Here is an 18,182-nt window from a genome sequence, read left to right on the forward strand (position 1 = left end):
GAAAATTCCCCTTGGCTAGTGCGATGCGGTTTACGTTGCAAAAGGCAGGCGCTCGATGGCCCCTTTACGCCTTCAGCAGTTCACGGGCGATGATCAACTTTTGAACTTCCGTGGCGCCTTCGTAGATACGCAGCGCTCTGATTTCCCTGTAAAGCTTCTCCACCGGCATCCCCGACACCACGCCCGCGCCGCCGAACATCTGCAAGGCCCGGTCGATCACGGTCTGCGCCGACTCGGTGGCCGTCATCTTGGCCATCGCGGCTTCGCGCGTGGTGCGCAGCTTCTGCACGTCGCGCATCCACGCGGCGCGGTACGTCAGCAGCGCCGAGGCATCGATGGCGGTCGCCATGTCGCCCAGCGCGGCTTGCGTCAGTTGCAGGTCGGCCAGCGTCTGGCCGAACATGCGGCGCGTCTTGGCGCGCGCCAATCCTTCATCCAGCGCCCGGCGCGCAAAGCCCAGCGCCGCCGCCGCCACCGATGCGCGGAAGATATCCAGCGTCATCATGGCCAGCTTGAATCCCTGCCCCGCGTCGCCCAACCGGTGCGTGGCCGGCACGCGGCAGTTGTCGAACGTGATCGTCGCCAGCGGGTGCGGCGCAATCAGATCGATGCGCTCCGACACCTCGAACCCCGGCGTATCCGCATCCACCACGAACGCGCTGATGCCGCGCGCCCCCGGCGCTTCGCCCGTGCGCGCAAAGACGCAGTAGAAGTCCGCGATGCCGCCGTTGGAGATCCACGTCTTGGCGCCGTTCAGCACGTAATGGTCGCCGTCCAGCTTGGCCTCGCACGCCAGCGCCGCCACGTCCGAGCCCGCGTCGGGTTCGGACAGCGCGAAGGCCGCAATCGCCTCGCCGCGCGCCACGCGCGGCAAGTAATGCTGACGCAGCGCATCCGAGCCCATCAGCGAAATGGCACCGCTGCCCAGCCCCTGCATCGCAAACGCAAAGTCCGCCAGCCCTTCATGGCGGGCAAAGGTTTCGCGCAGGATGCACACCGCGCGGGAATCGACCTCGGGCAGCGCACCGCCCCAGGCCCCGCCCGGACCGCCCGCCACCGCATACCGCAGCCACCCGGCCTGGCCCATGGCCTTGACCAGCTTCCGGCACGCCGCGTCCGCATCGTGATGGTCCACGTCGCCCAGCGATTGCTCGCACCAGGCGTCGACCTCATGCGCCAGCTTGCGATGCGCGTCGTCGAAAAAGGGCCAGTCCAGCCAGCTTGCGTCGCGCATCGTCAATTCCCCTCGAAGACAGGCTTTTGCTTGGCCACGAAGGCCTCGTAGGCGCGATGGAAATCGCGCGTCTGCATGCAGATGGCCTGCGCCTCGGCTTCGGCCTCGATGGCTTCGTCCACGCCCATGTTCCATTCCTGATGCAGCAGCTTCTTGGTCACGCCGTGCGCGAAGGTCGGACCCGCGGCCAGCTGCGCGGCCAGCGTCTGCGCCGCTTCCAGCAGCTTGCCGGACTCGTGCAGCGCATTGAAAAAGCCCCAGCTTGCGCCCTCGTCCGCCGTCATCGCGCGGCCCGTGTACAGCAGCTCGGAAGCGCGGCCTTGGCCGATCATGCGCGGCAGCAGCGTGCACGCGCCCATGTCGGCGCCCGCCAGACCCACACGGGTGAAGAGGAACGCGGTGCGCGCCGCCGGCGTGCCCAACCGCATGTCCGAGGCCAGCGCCACCATCGCGCCCGCGCCGGCGCACACGCCGTCCACCGCCGCCACGATGGGCTGCGGGCACGCCCGCATCGCCTTGACCAGATCACCCGTCATGCGCGTGAAGTCCAGGAGCTCCGGCATGCTCATCTTCGTGAGCGGGCCGATGATCTCGTGCACGTCGCCGCCCGAGCAGAAATTGCCGCCCGCGCCCGTCACCACCACCACCTTGACGTCGGTGGCATACACCAGCGACCGGAACAAATCGCGCAGTTCCGCGTACGAATCGAACGTCAGCGGGTTCTTGCGCTCGGGACGGTTCAGCGTGATGGTGCCGACCTTGCCGTCGTCCGACACCTGCCACAGAAACGTCTTCGCCTGGTAACCGGCGATGGGACGCTTGTGATGCTTCATGGTGTGTTCTTCGGGCTGGGTGCTCATGGTGTCTCCGTTCGTGAATGCTGGATGGTTGGGGCGCCGGACTCAGCCGGTCATCACTTCGCCGCCGTCGACGGCGATCGCCTGGCCGTTGATGGAGGCGGAAGCCGGCAACGCCAGCCACGCGACCGTCTCGGCCACTTCCTCGGGCTGCACCAGGCGGCCCTGCGGGTTGCGCTCGGCCAGCTTCAGGCGAGCGGCGTCCGGCGTCATGCCGGTCTTCTCAACGATGTTGGCCACCGCGCCCCGAACGATGTCGGTCTCGGTATAGCCGGGGCAGACCGCGTTGACCGTCACGCCCTTCTGCGCCGTTTCCAACGCCAGCGACCGGGTCAGGCCTATGACACCGTGCTTTGCGGCGCAGTAGGCACTTACATACCCGTAGCCGATCAGCCCGGCGGTGCTGGCCACGTTGATCACGCGGCCCCATTTTTCCTGCAGCATGCCGGGCAATGCAGCCTGGATGCAGTGAAAGGTGCCCGTCAAATTGACGGCCAGCATCTGGTTCCACAGCGCCGCATCCGTCCGGTCAAAACGCTGGCTGACCGCCTGCCCCGCGTTGTTCACCAGGATCAGCACCGGACCGAATTCGGCCTCGGCCTGCGCGAAGGCCGCGCGCACCGAAGCTTCGTCGGCGATGTCCGCACTGACGGCCTGCACCTGACCCAGCCGGGCCAGCTCGTCGGTCGCGGCATCCAGCGCGCCGCCGTCGCGGCCCAGCAGCGTGACGCGCGCGCCGCGCTGCAGCAGCGACCGGGCGGCGGCCAGGCCGATGCCGCGGGCGCCGCCCGTCACCAGGGCGTGACGCCCGGCGAGCGGTAGCGGTTGTGCATTCATTTGATATCCAGTTGCGCCATGGCGGCGGCGCGTTCGAAGTTGGTTTCCAGCTGGCGCTTGCCCGCGAAATACTGGCTCGGCCACGCCACATCAACATAGCCCACCCGAGCCGCTTCGCGCAGCGTCCAGGAGGCGTCAGCCAAATGGGGACGTGCCAGCGCGCACAGGTCCGCGCGGCCCGAGGCGATGATGCCGTTGGCGTGATCGGCCTCGAAGATGGCACCCACGGCAATCGTGGGGATGCCCGCTTCGTTGCGGACGCGGTCGGCAAACGGCGTCTGGAACATGCGGCCGTACACCGGCTTTTCTTCCTTGCTGACCTGACCGGACGAGCAATCGATCATGTCGGCGCCCGCCGCCTTGAAGTGACGCGCGATCTCGACCGCGTCGTCCGCGGTGATGCCGCCTTCCACCCAATCGCTGGCCGAGATCCGCACCGACATCGGCTTATCTTCCGGCCACACCGCGCGCACCGCATGGAAGACCTCCAGCGGGAAGCGCAGGCGGTTTTCCAGGCTGCCGCCGTACTTGTCTTCGCGCTGGTTCGTCAGCGGCGAGATGAAGCTGGACAACAGGTAACCGTGCGCGCAGTGCAGCTCCAGCCAGTCGAACCCGGCCGCCGCCGCGCGGCGCGCGGCCGCCACGAAGTTGTCGCGCACCTGATCCATGTCCTCGCGCGTCATGGCGCGCGGCGTCTGCGACACGCCTTCGATGTACGGCAGCGCCGACGCCGAGACCAGCGGCCAGTTGCCTTCGGCCAGAGGATGATCGATCTTCTGCCAGCCCAGCTGCGTCGACCCCTTGCGGCCCGCGTGACCCAGCTGCATGCCGATACGCGCATCGCTGTTGCTGTGCACGAAATTCACGATGCGGGCAAACGCCTGCTGCTGCTCGTCGTTCCACAGGCCCGGGCACCCCGGGGTGATGCGGCCGTCCGGCGACACGCAGGTCATCTCCACCATCACCAGCCCCGCCCCGCCCATGGCGCGCGCGCCCAGGTGAACCAGGTGGAAATCCCCCGGCACGCCATCCGTGCACGAGTACATGGCCATCGGCGACACCAGGATCCGGTTCTTCAGCCGCACGCCGCGCACCTGATACGGCGTCAACATCGGAATGGCCGGACGACGGCCCTCGGGCGTAGCGGCGCCGGCGCGTTCGGCGATCCAGCGTTCGAAACCTTCCAGCCAGGCCGGGTCGCGCAAACGCAGGTTCTCGTGCGAGATGCGTTGCGAACGGGTCAGCAGCGAATAGGCGAATTGCTCCGGTTCCAGCTCGGCATAACGCTCGACGTTTTCAAACCACTCGGTGGAATTGCGCGCCGCGTTCTGGATCTTCAACACCTCGACGCTGCGCACTTCCTCGTAGTGATGCAGGCCCGCCTCCACGCTGCCTTCCGCGCCGCTCAGGCAGCGCGCCAGCTCAATCGCGTCTTCCAGCGCCAGCTTGGTGCCGGAGCCGATGGAAAAGTGCGCGGTATGCGCCGCATCGCCCATCAGCACGACCGGCACCCGGCGCGTGCCGCGCGCGGTGTCCAGATCATTCCAGTGGACCCACGTATTGCAGATGACCCGCGGGAAGCGGATCCAGATCGCCGAGCCGCGCAGGTGCGAGGCGTTGCTGATCAGCTTGTTGCCATCCAGCCAGGGCGCGAACAGCTTCTCGCAATACGCAATGCCCTCTTCCTGGCTCATCTGCTCGATGCCGGCGGCCTGCCAGGTTTCCTCGGGCGTTTCCACGATGAACGTGGACATCCCGTCTTCGTAACGGTAAGCGTGCGCCTGAAACCAGCCGTGCTCGGTCTGCACGAAGGCAAAGGTGAACGCGTCAAACACCTTTTTCGTGCCCAGCCACACGAAGCGGCAGCGGCGCTGATCGATATCGGGATGGAACGTGTCCGCGTAGCGGGTGCGGATCTGGCTGTTGATGCCGTCCGAGGCAATGACGAGGTCGGCATCGTACTCGCGGGCGATGGCCTGATCATCCTGAACGAAGTTCTCGAACACAAGCTTGACGCCAACATCCTCGCAACGCGCCTGCAGGATGTTCAGGAGCTTCTTGCGGCCAATGCCGATGAAGCCGTGCCCGCTGGTGCGGATGCTGCGTCCCTTGAAATGGATGTCGATGTCATCCCAATGGTTGAACGCATCGCCAATGGTTTGCGCCGAGACCGGATCGGCCTCACGCAGGTTCTGCATGGTGGCGTCGGAGAACACCACGCCCCAGCCAAACGTGTCATACGGACGGTTGCGTTCGATGACGGTGACTTCGTTGGCGGGATTCTGCAGTTTCATGAGCAGACCGAAATACAGGCCGGCGGGACCGCCGCCGATGCAGACTATCTTCATTGCCGTATACGCTCCAAGTACGCGACAGTCGCTCTTGGTGCCGGAGCGGAAGCCGCAGATATTTAGGTCTGGATAGTTTAGGCTTGAAATATATATCGGAAGTGGTGGGTGTGCAAATGAGGGAAAGTATTTAGAGATTTGGGATCGGATCTGTTAATGGGGACGATTCTAGGGGCGGTGTTGGGGTGTGGGCTGGGGTCTAACCTTGAGGCAGCTTTGACCATTGGCTCGGGTTTGGCGGTGGCTCTGGTTTGGCGGCTTCCGCGTTTTTCTTCCGCCCCTCGGCGCGGTCGGCAGGGGCACGATCGCCCACGATTGCGGTCCGGAGCCTTCGCTCCGGACTGCCCCGTTGTCATCTTCGTCCGCCTTCGGCTCCCTTCAGATTCCCTCGGGCGGAGGAGCTGCGCTGTGCATGTCTCGGGACGCTGCTGGAGCCGTGGTCAGGGACGAGTCTTGCGGGGCCCGCCGAATCGCGGCCGCGCGGGCGGCCACGATCGGCATACGCGATGTGGGGCGTCGAGACGGTGGTCGCTTGCGCGCTGGCGGGGATTGGGGTGCTAAGGCTCCAGCATCACTTGGGGGGAGGCGGTGATGGGCGGCGCGCGGCGACGGGCTGCTACAGCTTGACGGTCGGGTCGCGCGCCGCCCATCGGAGACTTGAGTTCAATTGATGATTAGTGACGGACCGCTTGGTGGTGTCTGACAGCCGAGTCTGTCTTACAAATTCGCCGGTGTCTGACACCTGCTCAGAACGAGCGCCTTCGCCAGGACGGGTGTCTGACACCCAAGAAGCACCCTTCAAGCCTGTAGCCTATCTATGTGGGTGTCAGACACCTGGTGAGACGCGCGCACCTACGCGCAAAGCGTCATCATCCAATCGCAAGACGCCGCGTAAGTCTCCGGAGGCCGCCCGCGCGGCCGAACGGAGACGGGCAACGCAAGATGCTTCTGGCCCGGAAAAGACGGCAACAGAATGCCAAGCACACCGACCGCCCCAGCGACCATCAGATTTCAATTGCCAGAGTCCGGTGCGGTGGCGGCCCGGGGTGCGCGGGGCGTCGATAAGCCCGAGGGAATCTGAAGGGAGCCGAAGGCGGATGAAGATGACGACGGGGCAGTCCGGAGCGAAGGCTCCGGACCGCAATCGTGGCCCCGCGCGCCCCGGGCCGCCGCCGTGCCGGACGCATCAAGAACTCAACCCGACAACCAAAGCAATCCGCCCCAGAATCGCCACAGAGCCAGATGCTCCGAGGACTCAATCCAGCAAGCAAAGCAAACTGATCACCCCCGAGCCCGCAACCACTCCTCAAGATCCCCCGCAGGCAACGGCGGTGAAAACAGAAACCCCTGCCCCGCCGCACACCCCTGCTCGATCAGGAAGCGCCGCTGCTCCTCGTTCTCGACACCCTCAGCCACCACCGGCAGGCTCAGGCTTTCCCCGATCCGAATCACCGCGCTGGTCAGCGCCCGCGCCGCATCGTCGCTCTCCAGTCCCTGAACGAAACTGCGGTCCAGCTTCAGTTCGTCGACGATCAGCCGGCGCAAGTGGCCCAAGCTGGAATACCCCGTCCCGAAGTCGTCCATCGAAAGCCGCACGCCCAGGCGATGCAGTTCGGCAATCGTGCGCAGCGTGCCTGCCGTCGCGTCCAGCACCACGCCTTCCGTGATCTCCAGCATCAGATCCGCGGGCGCCAGCCCGAATTCCGCCAGCGTCGCCGCGATCATGCGGGGCAGGTTCAGGTTGTGGAAATTGGTTGCCGACAGGTTCACCGACACCGACGGCACTCGCAGGCCGTTGTGGCGCCAGATCGACAGTTGCGAGCAGGCTTCTCGGAGTGCCCAGTCGCCCAGGTCACCGATAAGCCCGCACTCCTCGGCCAGCGGCACAAAGCGCGCCGGAGAGATGTCGCCCAGCGTCGGGTGACGCCAGCGGGCCAGCGCCTCCACCCCGTACAGGCTGCCGTTCTTCAAGCCCACCTGCGGCTGGTAATGCAAGCGCAATGCCTTGGCTTCCAGCGCGTCTCGCAACGCCGCTTCCAGCGCCAGTCTTTCCTGCGCCTGGCGGTTCATCTCCGCGCTGAAGAATGAAATGCGGTTGCGGCCCGCCGTCTTGGCCTGGTACATCGCCATGTCCGCATGGCGCAGCAGCGTATCCATGTCGCGGCCGTTTTCCGGGAACACGCTGATGCCGATGCTCACCGACGGGTTCAGCGTGATGCCGCCCACCGAGAACGGCTGCGCCAGCGCCACCAGGATGTGTTCCGCGGCGGCGGTCAGGCGGCCGTGTTCGAACTCCGGCATCAGCATCACGAACTCGTCGCCCGACAGGCGGCCCACGATGTCCGTCGCGCGCGCCAGGCGGCGCAGGCGCTGCGCCACGTCGCGCAGCAGCGCGTCGCCGATCGGATGGCCCAGCGTATCGTTCACCTGCTTGAAGCGGTCCAGGTCCAGGAACAGCACCGCGACCCGCTTGCGTTCCGGTTCGGCGCGCGCGATCGCCTGTTCGGCCTGCGCCAGCAGCAGATTGCGGTTCGGCAGGCCCGTCAGCTCGTCGTAGAACGCCAGTTGGCGGATCCGGGCGCGGGCTTCCTCGCGTTCCAGCGCCAGCGCGCACAGGTACACGCACACGTCCACCAGACGATGATGGAAATCGTCCGGCAGGCGGCGTTCGCGGAAATAGAAGCCGAACGTGCCGATCACCCGGCCGTCGCTCGACTTGATCGGCGACGACCAGCAGGCCTTGTATTCCTCGGGCAGCGGCAAATGGCGGTAATCGTCCCACAGCGGGTCCGTGGCAATGTCCGGCACGATGACCGGCCGGCCCAGAAACGCCGCCGTGCCGCAGGCGCCTACCTGCGGACCGATCGGCACGCCTTCCAGCGCGTCCGAATAGCCCTGCGGCAGGCTCGGCGCGGCCAGCGGGCGCAGCAGGCCCGCGTCGTCCACCCGCACCACCGAGGCCGCCACTTCCGGCGCCAGGCGCTCGACCTCGCGGCACACCATGTTCATGACCTCGACCACCGAGGCCTCATTCACCATCGCCTGCAGCACCCGGCGCTGCAGCACCTCGTGCACCTTCGTCGGCGTGATGTCCGTCAGCACGTCCACGATGTTGACCAGCGTCCCGCGCTCGTCGAACACCGAATTGGCCATCACCGACACCCACAACGGCTTGCCGCCCCGGTCGTAGACCAGCACGTCCTTGTGATAGCCCTCGCGGCAGGCGATGCGGCGATGCAGTTCCTCGCGCGTGCCGCCGTCGGCGCGGCCGCCGGACAGCAGCTCGCCCAGGTCCTGGTTGACCGCGTCGCCGCGCGAAAAGCCCAGCATGCGCTGAAAGCCGTCGTTCACATAGACGATGCGCCCATCACAGCCCGACACCGCCACCGCATTGCCGGTCTCGTTGATGCCCAGCATCAGGAGGCGGATTTCCTCCTGGCGTTCGGCGTCCGCGATCGACTTGCGCGAGATGACCGACACGCGGCCGACCTCGCCCGCTTCGTTCAGTTGCGGCAGGTAGGTCGCTTCGATCCACAGCGACGCGCCTGCCTTCGTGCGATAGCGGCAGGTGCCCGAAAAGTGCTGGCCGCGGCGCAGCCGGGCCCACACCTGCTCGCCGCTGCCGGTGCCCTTGCCTTCGTCCATGCTGTCGCACAGCACGTCGTGGCGCAGCGTCAGGGCCTCTTCGCGGGTGTAACCCACAGCGGCCAGGAAATTGGGATTGCCGTTCAACAAGGAGCCGCTGGCGTCAAAATCGAACAGCAGCAAAGCGCGGTCCATCGACGTCAGATAAGTGCCCACATGCCAAGCGGCGCCTTGGGGGTTCGTCTCCGAACCGCCAAGATGAGAATCAAGCATAAGGGGCTCCAACCCGGATAACAGCTGTTCCGGTTTCATTCAGCGCCTCGGAAAACCAAGGGCGACGCGATCGCGTCCGTCCTGCTTGGCCAGATACAACGCCTGATCCGCCCGGCTGAGCGTCTCTGAGAACGTTTCGCCCAACTGGTGATACGCCATGCCGATACTGACCGTCAGCCGCAGGACTTCGTCCCCGGCCGCCATCGCCATTGCCCGCACCTCGCCGACCAAGCGGTCCATGACCGCCTGCGCCTCGTCCGGCTGCGTCTGCGGCAGCAGGACGAGGAATTCCTCGCCGCCCCAGCGGCCGCAGAGATCGTATTCGCGCAGGCTTTCGCCCAGCACCACGGCCAGTTCCACCAGGGCGCGGTCGCCGGTTTCGTGGCCGAAACGGTCGTTCACGGCCTTGAAGTGATCCACGTCCAGCATCGCCACGACAAAGCTGTCGCCCGTGCGCGCGGCGCGCTGGACTTCCTGCTTGATCGTCTCCATCAGCGCGCGGCGGTTCAAGAGGCCGGTCAGGGGATCGCGGCTGGACGTTTCCTCGAGCGCGCGGTTCAGGTCGCGCATCATGTTCTGGTAGTGATCCGAGATCCGCGCAATGCGGGTCAACCGGCGCAACTGCCGATCGAACTGGTCGCACAGGCCCAGTTCACGTTCGTGCGCCATGCTTTGGTAGGCGTCCGAAAGCTGGGTCACGCGCTGGATGCGCGTCATCTGTTCCTCGGTATGCCGCCAAAGCGCTTCCAGCGCGTCGCGCAGCGGATGGCCGGCATGCGCCGGATCCGCCAGCAGTGCGGCGATGCGCTTATCCAGTTCGGCGGCGCCCGGCTTCATTGGCGGCCGACCACCGAGAACGGGAACGTGCAGTCTTCCTTGAACTCTTCGGCCAGTTCGCCCACGCGCTCGTTGCGCATGTCGTAGAACCAGGTCACGCCGACCTCGCGGCCCTTGCGGTGCGCGGCCTCGAGCACATCGAAGATGTCCATCACGGACTTGATGCTGCTGGTGTTCAGGTACAGCAGTTCCAGCTCAAGCTTGAGCGGCGCGTCGTGGTCCTGCAGGTACGTCTCGACCCATTCAATGACCGGGCCGAACAGTTCGAAGGAATTCTCGGGATAGGAGTCGCCGCGCATCGCCAGCACGCCGGCGGCAGCGTCGGCGGCGATGGCGGGCGTGGACTGGGTCCCGGGAATGTTCAGGTCTTTCATCAAATACTCCGAAAATAATCCTTTGAACGCGCGTTCTCAGACCACCACGCTCAGGCTGAAGAAGGCCTTGCCCGGCTGTGCGGCGGGGGTCAGGCTGGCTTCCAGCGGAGCGCCGGCGCGGCGCGCGATGTCGATGAGGCCCAGGCCTGCGCCCGACGCCACGCCCTGTGTGCGCGGCTTGTGCAGTTGTGCCTTGTATTCGGCCTTCAGGGCCGCCTTGTCCAGCGCGGCCAGTTCCTGGATGCGGGCGACCAGGCTGTGGCCGTCCTCTGCGTTGACCAGATTGCCCGCCGACACCACGTAGCGGCTTTCGTCGCGGCGGCCGATGACCACCGTGGCCGAGGCGTCCGCGTCGCCGTTCTGCGCGGCGTACTGGCGGATGTTCTGGATCATTTCGATGTAGACCGAGAACACGTCCATCGCTTCGGCGGGGCGGACGTGCTCGGCGTTCAGGTAGTTCTTCAGCGCATTGCCGATTTCCTCGATCAGGCTGCGCGAGATCGGCCCGTTAAAGCACAGCAGCGTGCGGTTCTGGTCGAAGCGCGCGCCCAACGCGTATAGATCGGAGGCATTCATGAGGGTACCGCCTTGATAACGATTATTCGAAACGGAAAGACAGCAAGGTGATGTCGTCGCGCTGGGGCCGGCCACCTTGGTATTCGGCAAGCGCCTGGCTGAAAGCCGCCGCCTGTTCGGTTAACGGCCTGCGGGCGTGCGTCTTGAGCATTTCCGCGAACCGCGTGTTGCCAAAGCCGAAACCATGCTCGCCGCCCGCCTGGTCCAGGAACCCATCGGTAGCCAGGTAGTACGTCCAGCCCGGCTCCATCTGCAGCACGATGTTCTCGTAAACCCCCATACGCTTGTCACCCAGTGCGCGCCGGGCGCCGGGCACTTCGCGCAGGGTTTCACCGTCGCTTGCGTACAGGCTGATCTTGGCGCCTGCGTACAGCAACCTGCCGGATTGCCGGTCAATATATACCAGCCCCGCATCGGTGTTGGTGGCCAGGGCACGCGGCAATTGCGCGTCGGCCAGCATCGCCCGGATGGCGTTGTCGGTGCGCGTCAGAATGCCGGCGGGATCGCCCGGGCCGACCTCGGTGATCGCCAGATCGATGGCGGCGCGCGCCAGCATCGTCATCAGCGCGCCGGGCACGCCGTGGCCCGCGCAGTCCATGATGCCCAGCAGGCAGTTGGCGCCGTCCGAGCGGAACACGTAGAAATCGCCGCCGACCACGTCGCGCGGCTTCCACAGCACGAAATGGTGGGCGCCGAGCGACTGGGTCAGCTGGCGGTCCGGCAGGATCGCGCGCTGGATCAGGCTGGCGTAATCGATCGAGTCGCCGATCTTCTTGTGCGCCGCGGCCATGGCGCGGTTGGCGTTTTCCAGTTCCGAGGTGCGTTCACGCACCTTGGTTTCCAGTTCGGCCGTGTGCTTGCGCACCTTGTCGGCCATCACGCCGAAGGCCCGGCTCAGGTCGCCGATCTCGTCCTGGCCGCCCGGCGGCAGGCGCACGTCGTAGCTGCCGTCGGCGATTGCCCGGGCGGACTGCTGCAGGCGGCGCAAGGGGCGCAGCATCAGGCGTTCGATGGCATAGCCAAAGCACAGCAGCATCGCCGCAAACAGCACCACCAGGCCGATCGCGGCCGGCCACAGCCAGCCCGTGTCCAGCACCCGGGCGGCGCCCAGGTCGACCACGGTCAGCACGTGCCAGTGCAGCTCCGGCATGTACGCCACCGACACCAGCTGGCGCACGCCGTCCATCTTGACCCAGGCCGATTGCACCGACTGCGGGTCCGCCTGGGCCGCGTGCATGGCGGACAGCAGCTCGGCGCGGCCCGCGCCCTCGTCCAGCAGGCTGAAGACCATGCCTTCGCCGCTGGCCCCGCCCGCGCCCGAGTTGTAGGCGATCAGCGCGGGGTTCATGTGCGCCTGGATCGCGCCTTCCTCGTCCACGATGATGGGCGTGACGCCCGGCTGGCCGCTGTTCACGAATTCCTTCAGGAACCCGCCCACATCCAGCCCGGCGCCCGTCAGGCCCATGACCTTCTCGCCGTCGCGGATCTGCACGTTGATCCAGACCTTGGTCGTCTGCAGCTTCAGGTCGGGATTGACGTTGATGTTGTAGCGGGCGGAAGACTTGATCGTGGCGTAGAACCAGCCGTCGTCGGCCGCGCTGGGGCTGAGCGTGTAGCGCGGCGTCTCGGACAGCGGCTTGTCGTCGTTGAAGTAGTAATTGCCCGAGGCGGCGCTGGCGATGAAATAGGCGCCGCCCAGCAGGTCGCGGCGGTAGCCGTCGGCCTCGCGGAAGAACAGCTCGCGCGCGGCGGGATCGTTTTCATTGCGAAGCCAGCGGCGCGTGACCTCGCTGTCGGCCAGGCGCTGCGACAGCGCGAGTTCGCGCGACACCGGGGCCAGGATCCGTTGGCGGTTCAGCTGCGTGAAGTTGTCGGCAAAGGCGCGGCCGAAGTGCTCGCGCACGCCGTCCAGCACCTGCCAGCCGATCAGCGCCGCTGGCGCCAGGGCGACCAGACACGCCAACAGCAGCGCCATTAGTGATTTCCTGCGCAATCCCCATTTCGCCATGCGAAGTCTTCCTGACAGCCTGATGCGATGTCACGCGCGAAAACGGGGATGCAGGTCGGGTGCTTAGGCCGTACGAGGCGCCCTGCCATGCTGATGCCCCGCCTTTTGAGCCATGAGCCTGAACGCCGGCGCCCCATGCGGGCGAACCGGCGCGGCTAGTGTAGATGGCGGTGGGGTTTATTGATACAGGTGCAAACGTCTGGATGCGTTCGAGACACCCTAAGTTTCACGCGAGCAATATATATCTTGATTTATTGCGTTTTATATCAGCGCCTGTTACCACTCGTCGTCCCGATTTGCAGCTTTATTGCGACAGGCCGGCTACACGCCGAGATAGCGTTCCCATAGGCCCCGGTCCGAATCCAGGGCTTGGGAATCGCCCGTCCAGACCACTTTGCCGCGTTCCAGGATGACATGCTGGTCGGCAAGGCTAAGTAACCTTTCGACATACTTGTCGATCACCAGAATGGTCTGCCCGGCTTGCCGCAGGCGCGCCAGGCAGTTCCAGATTTCTTCCCGGATCTTTGGCGCCAGCCCCTCGGTGGCTTCGTCCAGGATCAGGAGCCGCGGGTTCGTGACCAGTGCACGGCCGATGGCCAGCATCTGCTGCTCGCCGCCCGACAGCTGGTTGCCCATGTTGCGGGCGCGCTCGGCCAGCCGGGGAAACAGTTCGAACACGCGATCGGGCGTCCAGGGCTCGCCGATGTCCGGGTTGCGCCCGGCGACGAATGCCGTCAGATGCTCGCGCACTGTCAGGTTGGGAAAGCACTGGCGGCCTTCCGGGACAATTGCCACCCCGGCCCGCGCGATGCGGTCCGGACTCCAGCCGCTGATGTCCTGCCCCGCGAAATGGATCTTGCCCCCGCGCAGCGGCAGCTGCCCGAACAGGGTTCGCAGCAGCGTGGTCTTGCCCATGCCATTGCGGCCCAGCAGGGTCACGACCTGGCCCGCGCCGATTTCCAGGTCCACGCCGAACAGCACCTGACTGGCGCCGTAGCCGCTCTTTACCGATTCGATGGCCAGCATCACACGGTCTCCTCGTCGCCCAGATAGGCCTGGCGCACTTCCGGGTTGGCGCGGATCTCGTCCGGCGTGCCCGAGGCGATGACCCGGCCGTACACCAGCACGGACAGGCGGTCGGCAAGACGGAAGACCGCCTGCATGTCATGTTCAACCAGCAGCATTGCGGCGCGTCCCCGCATGGATTCGATCAGTTCGGTCAGCCGGACGGTCTCGTCCGGCCCCATGCCCGCCATGGGCTCGTCCAGCAGCAGCACCTTGGGCCGGGCGGCCAGGGCCAGCGCAAATTCAACCTTGCGCTGTTCGCCGTGCGGCAGCGTGCCCGCGGCGCGGCCAAGCAGGCTGGCGTCGATGGCGCACTCGCGCGCCAGTTCCCGCGCCTGTTCATACAGCGCCGACTCCGCGGCGCGCGGCTTCCAGAAGCGGAAGCTGCTGCCGGCGTGGGCCTGCACGGCCAGCACCAGGTTATCCAGCACGCTGGACTGCTTGAAGATGTTGGTGATCTGGTAGGACCGCGACAGCCCCGCCGCCACGCGCTGGTGCGCGTTCATCGCGGTAACGTCGCGGCCGTCCACCTCCAGCGTGCCGGCATCGGCGGACAGCGTGCCCGACAGCAGGTGGATCAGCGTGGACTTGCCGGCGCCGTTGGGGCCGATCAGGGCGTGGATCTCGCCCGGCTCCAACGACAGCGACACGTTGTCGGTGGCCACCAGGGCGCCAAAGCGGCGGACCAGTCCGCGCGCCTGCAAGGCGTGCGTGCCGGTCGCGCGGGTCGTGGGATTCATCGGAGTGCTCATGAGCCCACCTTGCCGGATTGCGGGGCAGCGCGCCCGCTGAACAGCGGCCCGAACAGGCCGACCAGGCCGCGCGGCGCGCCAAACACCACGCAGAGCAGCAGCACGCCCAGGGGCAGGTGCCAGTATTCGGTCCAAAGACGCAGCACTTCTTCCAGCGTCAGCATCACGACCGCGCCGGCCACGCCGCCGTAGCGCAGGCCGATGCCGCCCACCAGGACCATGATCAGCAGGTTGGCCGACTGGGTCCAGTGCATGAGGCTGGGCGAAATGAACAGGTTGTGGTTGGCGAGCAGCGCGCCCGCCAGCCCGGCGGCCGCGCCGCTCAGCGTGAAGGCCACGAGCTTGATGCGGTAGACGGGGTAACCCATCGATTCCATGCGCGATTCGTTCTCGCGGATGCCCTGCAGCGCCATGCCGAAGCGCGAGGCGACCACGCGGCCGAAGGCCCACATCAGCAGCGCAAACAGCACCAGCACCAGGTAATAGAAACTGACGTCGTGGGCGAGATCGATGCCCGGCAAGGTGGAATAACCCGGCAGGTTCAACCCGTCTTCACCGCCGTACTGGCGCAATGAGATGAAGATGTAGAACAGCATCTGCGCAAACGCGAGCGTGATCATGATGAAGTACACGCCGCGCGTGCGCAGCGAGATCGCGCCCGTGATGCAGGCCAGCACGCCCGCCAGCAGCATCGCCACCGGCCACGACACCAGCGCGGACGTGACGCCCGACATCGCCAGGATGCCCACCGCGTAGGCACCCGCGCCAAAGAACGCGGCGTGGCCCAGCGCCACCATGCCGCCGTACCCCAGGATGAGGTTCAGGCTGGTCGCCGCCAACGCGTAGATCAGCACGCGCCGCACGAAGGAAATGTAGAAGTCCAGGCCCAGCATGGGCGCCACCAGCGGAAACACCGCCAGCGCAGCCAGAAGGACCACGGTCCAGATCTTGGTTTTCATGGTCAGCCCCGCGCCGGAAAGAGGCCAGAGGGCCGGAACACCAGCACTGCCGCCATCAATACATAAATGGCGATGGCCGCGAGCGTCGGACCGACGCTGGAGGCCACGGCCGGAGAAAACACCTGGCGCAACAGCATCGGCAGAAACGCCCGGCCGGCGGTGTCGACCATGCCGACCAGCAGCGCGCCCACGAAGGCGCCCCGGATCGAGCCGATGCCGCCGATGACGATGCACACCAGCACCAGGATCAGGATCTCTTCGCCCATGCCCACCTGCACCGAGGTGATCGGGCCCAGCAGCGCGCCGGCCACCGCGGCCAGCATGGCGCCCAGCACGAACACGCCCAGGAACAGCAGCGGCACGCGCACGCCCATCAGGGTGGCCATCTGGCGGTTGGAGGCGCCGGCCCGGACCAGCACGCCGGCGCGGGTCCGCGTCACGAACCAGTACAGCCCGGCAGCCGCCGCCACGCCGAAGACGATGATCATCAGGCGGTAGGCGGGATACAGCAGGTCAGGCAAGAGGCGCACGGGACCGGACAGCATCGCGGGCATGTTCAGCATGACCGGCGCCGGGCCCCAGATCATCTTGACCAGGTCATTGGCGATGAGGATGACGGCGTAGGTGCCCAGCACCTGCGCAAGGTGGTCGCGCAGCGCCAGGCGGCGGATGAGCGACAGTTCCAGCACGATGCCGACGATGCCGGTGGCCACCGCCGCCACGAGGACCGCGGCGGTGAACGAGCCGGTGCGTTGCATGGTTTCGGCGGCGACATAGGCGCCAGCCATGTAGAGCGAGCCGTGAGCCAGATTCATGATGTCCATGATCCCGAACACCAGGGTCAGCCCGGCCGCAATCAGAAACAACATCAACCCAAACTGCAGACCGTTCAGCAATTGCTCGACGATCAGCGTAAACGTCATGAAAACTTCCCCCTTGCCGCGCGCCGCCGAAGGCAAGCGCCGATCACCAAATCCATCTCAATCTGCATCAGCCGCGCATCACCCCCGCGCACGCCGCCGCCCCCAAGCGGGGTCGCGCGGATCCGGCTTTGCCGGTCCGCTGCGACGCCCCCTGGGGGGAAGCGCGCAGCGCCTCGGGGGGGTCACATCTTGCAGTCGCCGACGTAGACGTCCTGGTACTTGTCGAACACCTTGCCCACCAGCTTGTTGGTGATGCGGCCGCTGCCGTCCTTGTCGACGACGCGCAGGTAGTACGCCTGGATCGGGTAGTGGTTCTTGCCGTAGGTGAAGCTGCCGCGCACCGAGGGGTAGTCGGCCTTTTCCAGCGCCTTCACGATGGCTTCCCGGTCGGTGGCCTTGCCGCCGGCCTGCTTGACGGCGGCGTCCATGGCCATGATGACGTCATACGCCTGGGCGGCGTAGACCGAGGGGTAGCGGCCGTTGTATTCCTTGCGGAAGGCGTCGACGAAGGCCTTGTTCTGCGGCACGTCCAGGTCATGCGCCCATTGCGCCGTGTTGTACATGCCCAGCATGGGGTCGCCCACCGCCTGGATCACGTCCTCGTCGGCCGAAAAGCCCGGGCCGATCAGCTTGACGTTCTGGGACAGGCCGGCCGAGACGAACTGCTTGACGAAGTTGATGCCCATGCCGCCCGGCAGGAAGATGTAGACGGCGTCCGGCTTGGCGGCGCGGATCTGCGCGATCTCGGCGGCGTAGTCGATCTGGCCGAGCTTGGTGTAGACCTCGTCGCCCGGGGCGGTCTTGTAGCCGCGCTTGAAGCCGGTCAGTGCATCCTTGCCGGCCGGGTAGTCCGGGGCCATGATGAACATCTTCTTGAAGCCGCGGTCCGCCGCGACCTTGCCGGCCGCCTCGTGGAACGCGTCGTTCTGGTACGACGTGCCGAACCAGTAGTTGTTGCACTGCGCGCCGGCGAACTGGCTGGGGCCGGGGTTGTTGGACAGGTAGGGGATCTTGGCGGCGAACAGCGCGGGGCCGACGGCCAGCGCCACGTTCGAGCCGATGGGACCCGTGAAGAAGTCGACTTTTTCGCGCTGGATGTAGCGCGTGACGAGCTGGCGGGCCTGGTCCGGATTGCCGCCCATGTCGGTTTGCAGGAATTCCGCGGGCTGTCCGCCCAACTTGCCGCCCAGTTGCTTGATGGCCAGATTGAAGCCGTCGCGGGCCTCGGCGCCCAGCGCCGAGAACGGGCCCGAGATGTCGTTGGCGATGCCGACCTTGACGGTGTCGGCGTAGGCCATGGCGGGGACCAGGGCGGCGGCAGCCAGGAAGGAAGTGATCAAACGCATGGTGGTGTGCTCCGTGCGCGAGCCCGCGCAGAGGGTGTTCTTTTTGAAGGTGCGATGCGAAAGACTTCTGTGCCCGGCCCGCCGGCGCGATGGTCGCCGCCGTCAGGCCGTGCCGGCAGGAGGTATGCCTGCCACGCCGCAATCCCCTCAAGCAGCACAGGGAAAACTGGCGTGGTTCATAGTTTAGGTTTAAAGTATTCGGCAAAAC

Annotated in this window: 14 protein-coding genes; all 14 read right to left on the reverse strand. The window is 66.2% G+C overall.

The features are described 5' to 3' along the window. Positions 1 to 64: 64 nt before the first annotated feature. Complete coding sequence (locus tag ASD87_RS24170; protein ID WP_056327452.1) at positions 65 to 1,234, reverse strand: acyl-CoA dehydrogenase family protein; 1,170 nt, start codon at positions 1,232 to 1,234, stop codon at positions 65 to 67. Between the two features lie 2 nt (positions 1,235 to 1,236). Next, complete coding sequence (locus tag ASD87_RS24175; RefSeq protein WP_056327454.1) at positions 1,237 to 2,094, reverse strand: enoyl-CoA hydratase family protein; 858 nt, start codon at positions 2,092 to 2,094, stop codon at positions 1,237 to 1,239. A gap of 42 nt (positions 2,095 to 2,136) precedes the next feature. Further along, positions 2,137 to 2,928, reverse strand: coding sequence for an SDR family NAD(P)-dependent oxidoreductase (locus tag ASD87_RS24180; protein ID WP_056327456.1), 792 nt, complete (start codon positions 2,926 to 2,928; stop codon positions 2,137 to 2,139). Continuing rightward, complete coding sequence (locus tag ASD87_RS24185) at positions 2,925 to 5,276, reverse strand: bifunctional salicylyl-CoA 5-hydroxylase/oxidoreductase (RefSeq protein WP_056327457.1); 2,352 nt, start codon at positions 5,274 to 5,276, stop codon at positions 2,925 to 2,927. The genes ASD87_RS24180 and ASD87_RS24185 overlap by 4 nt, the downstream gene beginning before the upstream one ends. Before the next feature lie 1,281 nt (positions 5,277 to 6,557). Further along, entirely contained in the window at positions 6,558 to 9,134 is a 2,577-nt protein-coding gene (locus ASD87_RS24190; protein WP_223574149.1) for an EAL domain-containing protein, read from the reverse strand. Positions 9,135 to 9,173: 39 nt separating this feature from the next. Then, a complete protein-coding gene (gene siaD, locus ASD87_RS24195) occupies positions 9,174 to 9,971 on the reverse strand; it encodes a biofilm regulation diguanylate cyclase SiaD (RefSeq protein WP_056327462.1) in 798 nt (265 codons plus the stop codon). Further along, positions 9,968 to 10,345 (reverse strand): biofilm regulation phosphoprotein SiaC, encoded by a 378-nt coding sequence (gene siaC / locus ASD87_RS24200; RefSeq protein WP_056327464.1) that lies wholly within the window; start codon positions 10,343 to 10,345, stop codon positions 9,968 to 9,970. The genes siaD and siaC overlap by 4 nt, the downstream gene beginning before the upstream one ends. A 36-nt stretch (positions 10,346 to 10,381) precedes the next feature. After that, positions 10,382 to 10,921 (reverse strand): biofilm regulation protein kinase SiaB, encoded by a 540-nt coding sequence (gene siaB / locus ASD87_RS24205; RefSeq protein WP_056327466.1) that lies wholly within the window; start codon positions 10,919 to 10,921, stop codon positions 10,382 to 10,384. Positions 10,922 to 10,943: 22 nt separating this feature from the next. After that, the gene (gene siaA / locus ASD87_RS24210; protein WP_200952233.1) at positions 10,944 to 12,929 is read right to left on the reverse strand and encodes a biofilm regulation protein phosphatase SiaA; all 1,986 of its coding nucleotides are present in this window, start codon (positions 12,927 to 12,929) and stop codon (positions 10,944 to 10,946) included. 321 nt (positions 12,930 to 13,250) lie between these two features. After that, a complete protein-coding gene (locus tag ASD87_RS24215) occupies positions 13,251 to 13,955 on the reverse strand; it encodes an ABC transporter ATP-binding protein (protein WP_056327469.1) in 705 nt (234 codons plus the stop codon). After that, positions 13,955 to 14,746, reverse strand: a complete 792-nt coding sequence (locus tag ASD87_RS24220) for an ABC transporter ATP-binding protein (RefSeq protein WP_369818591.1) — start codon at positions 14,744 to 14,746, stop codon at positions 13,955 to 13,957. The genes ASD87_RS24215 and ASD87_RS24220 overlap by 1 nt, the downstream gene beginning before the upstream one ends. Beyond that, positions 14,743 to 15,705, reverse strand: coding sequence for a branched-chain amino acid ABC transporter permease (locus ASD87_RS24225; RefSeq protein WP_056327473.1), 963 nt, complete (start codon positions 15,703 to 15,705; stop codon positions 14,743 to 14,745). The genes ASD87_RS24220 and ASD87_RS24225 overlap by 4 nt, the downstream gene beginning before the upstream one ends. A gap of 2 nt (positions 15,706 to 15,707) precedes the next feature. Further along, a complete protein-coding gene (locus ASD87_RS24230; RefSeq protein ID WP_056327617.1) occupies positions 15,708 to 16,628 on the reverse strand; it encodes a branched-chain amino acid ABC transporter permease in 921 nt (306 codons plus the stop codon). A 182-nt stretch (positions 16,629 to 16,810) separates the two neighbouring features. Continuing rightward, a complete protein-coding gene (locus ASD87_RS24235) occupies positions 16,811 to 17,974 on the reverse strand; it encodes an ABC transporter substrate-binding protein (protein WP_056327475.1) in 1,164 nt (387 codons plus the stop codon). Positions 17,975 to 18,182 lie beyond the last annotated feature (208 nt).

It is taken from the genome of Achromobacter sp. Root170, from assembly GCF_001428165.1.
GTDB classification, from domain to species: Bacteria; Pseudomonadota; Gammaproteobacteria; order Burkholderiales; family Burkholderiaceae_B; genus Achromobacter; species Achromobacter mucicolens.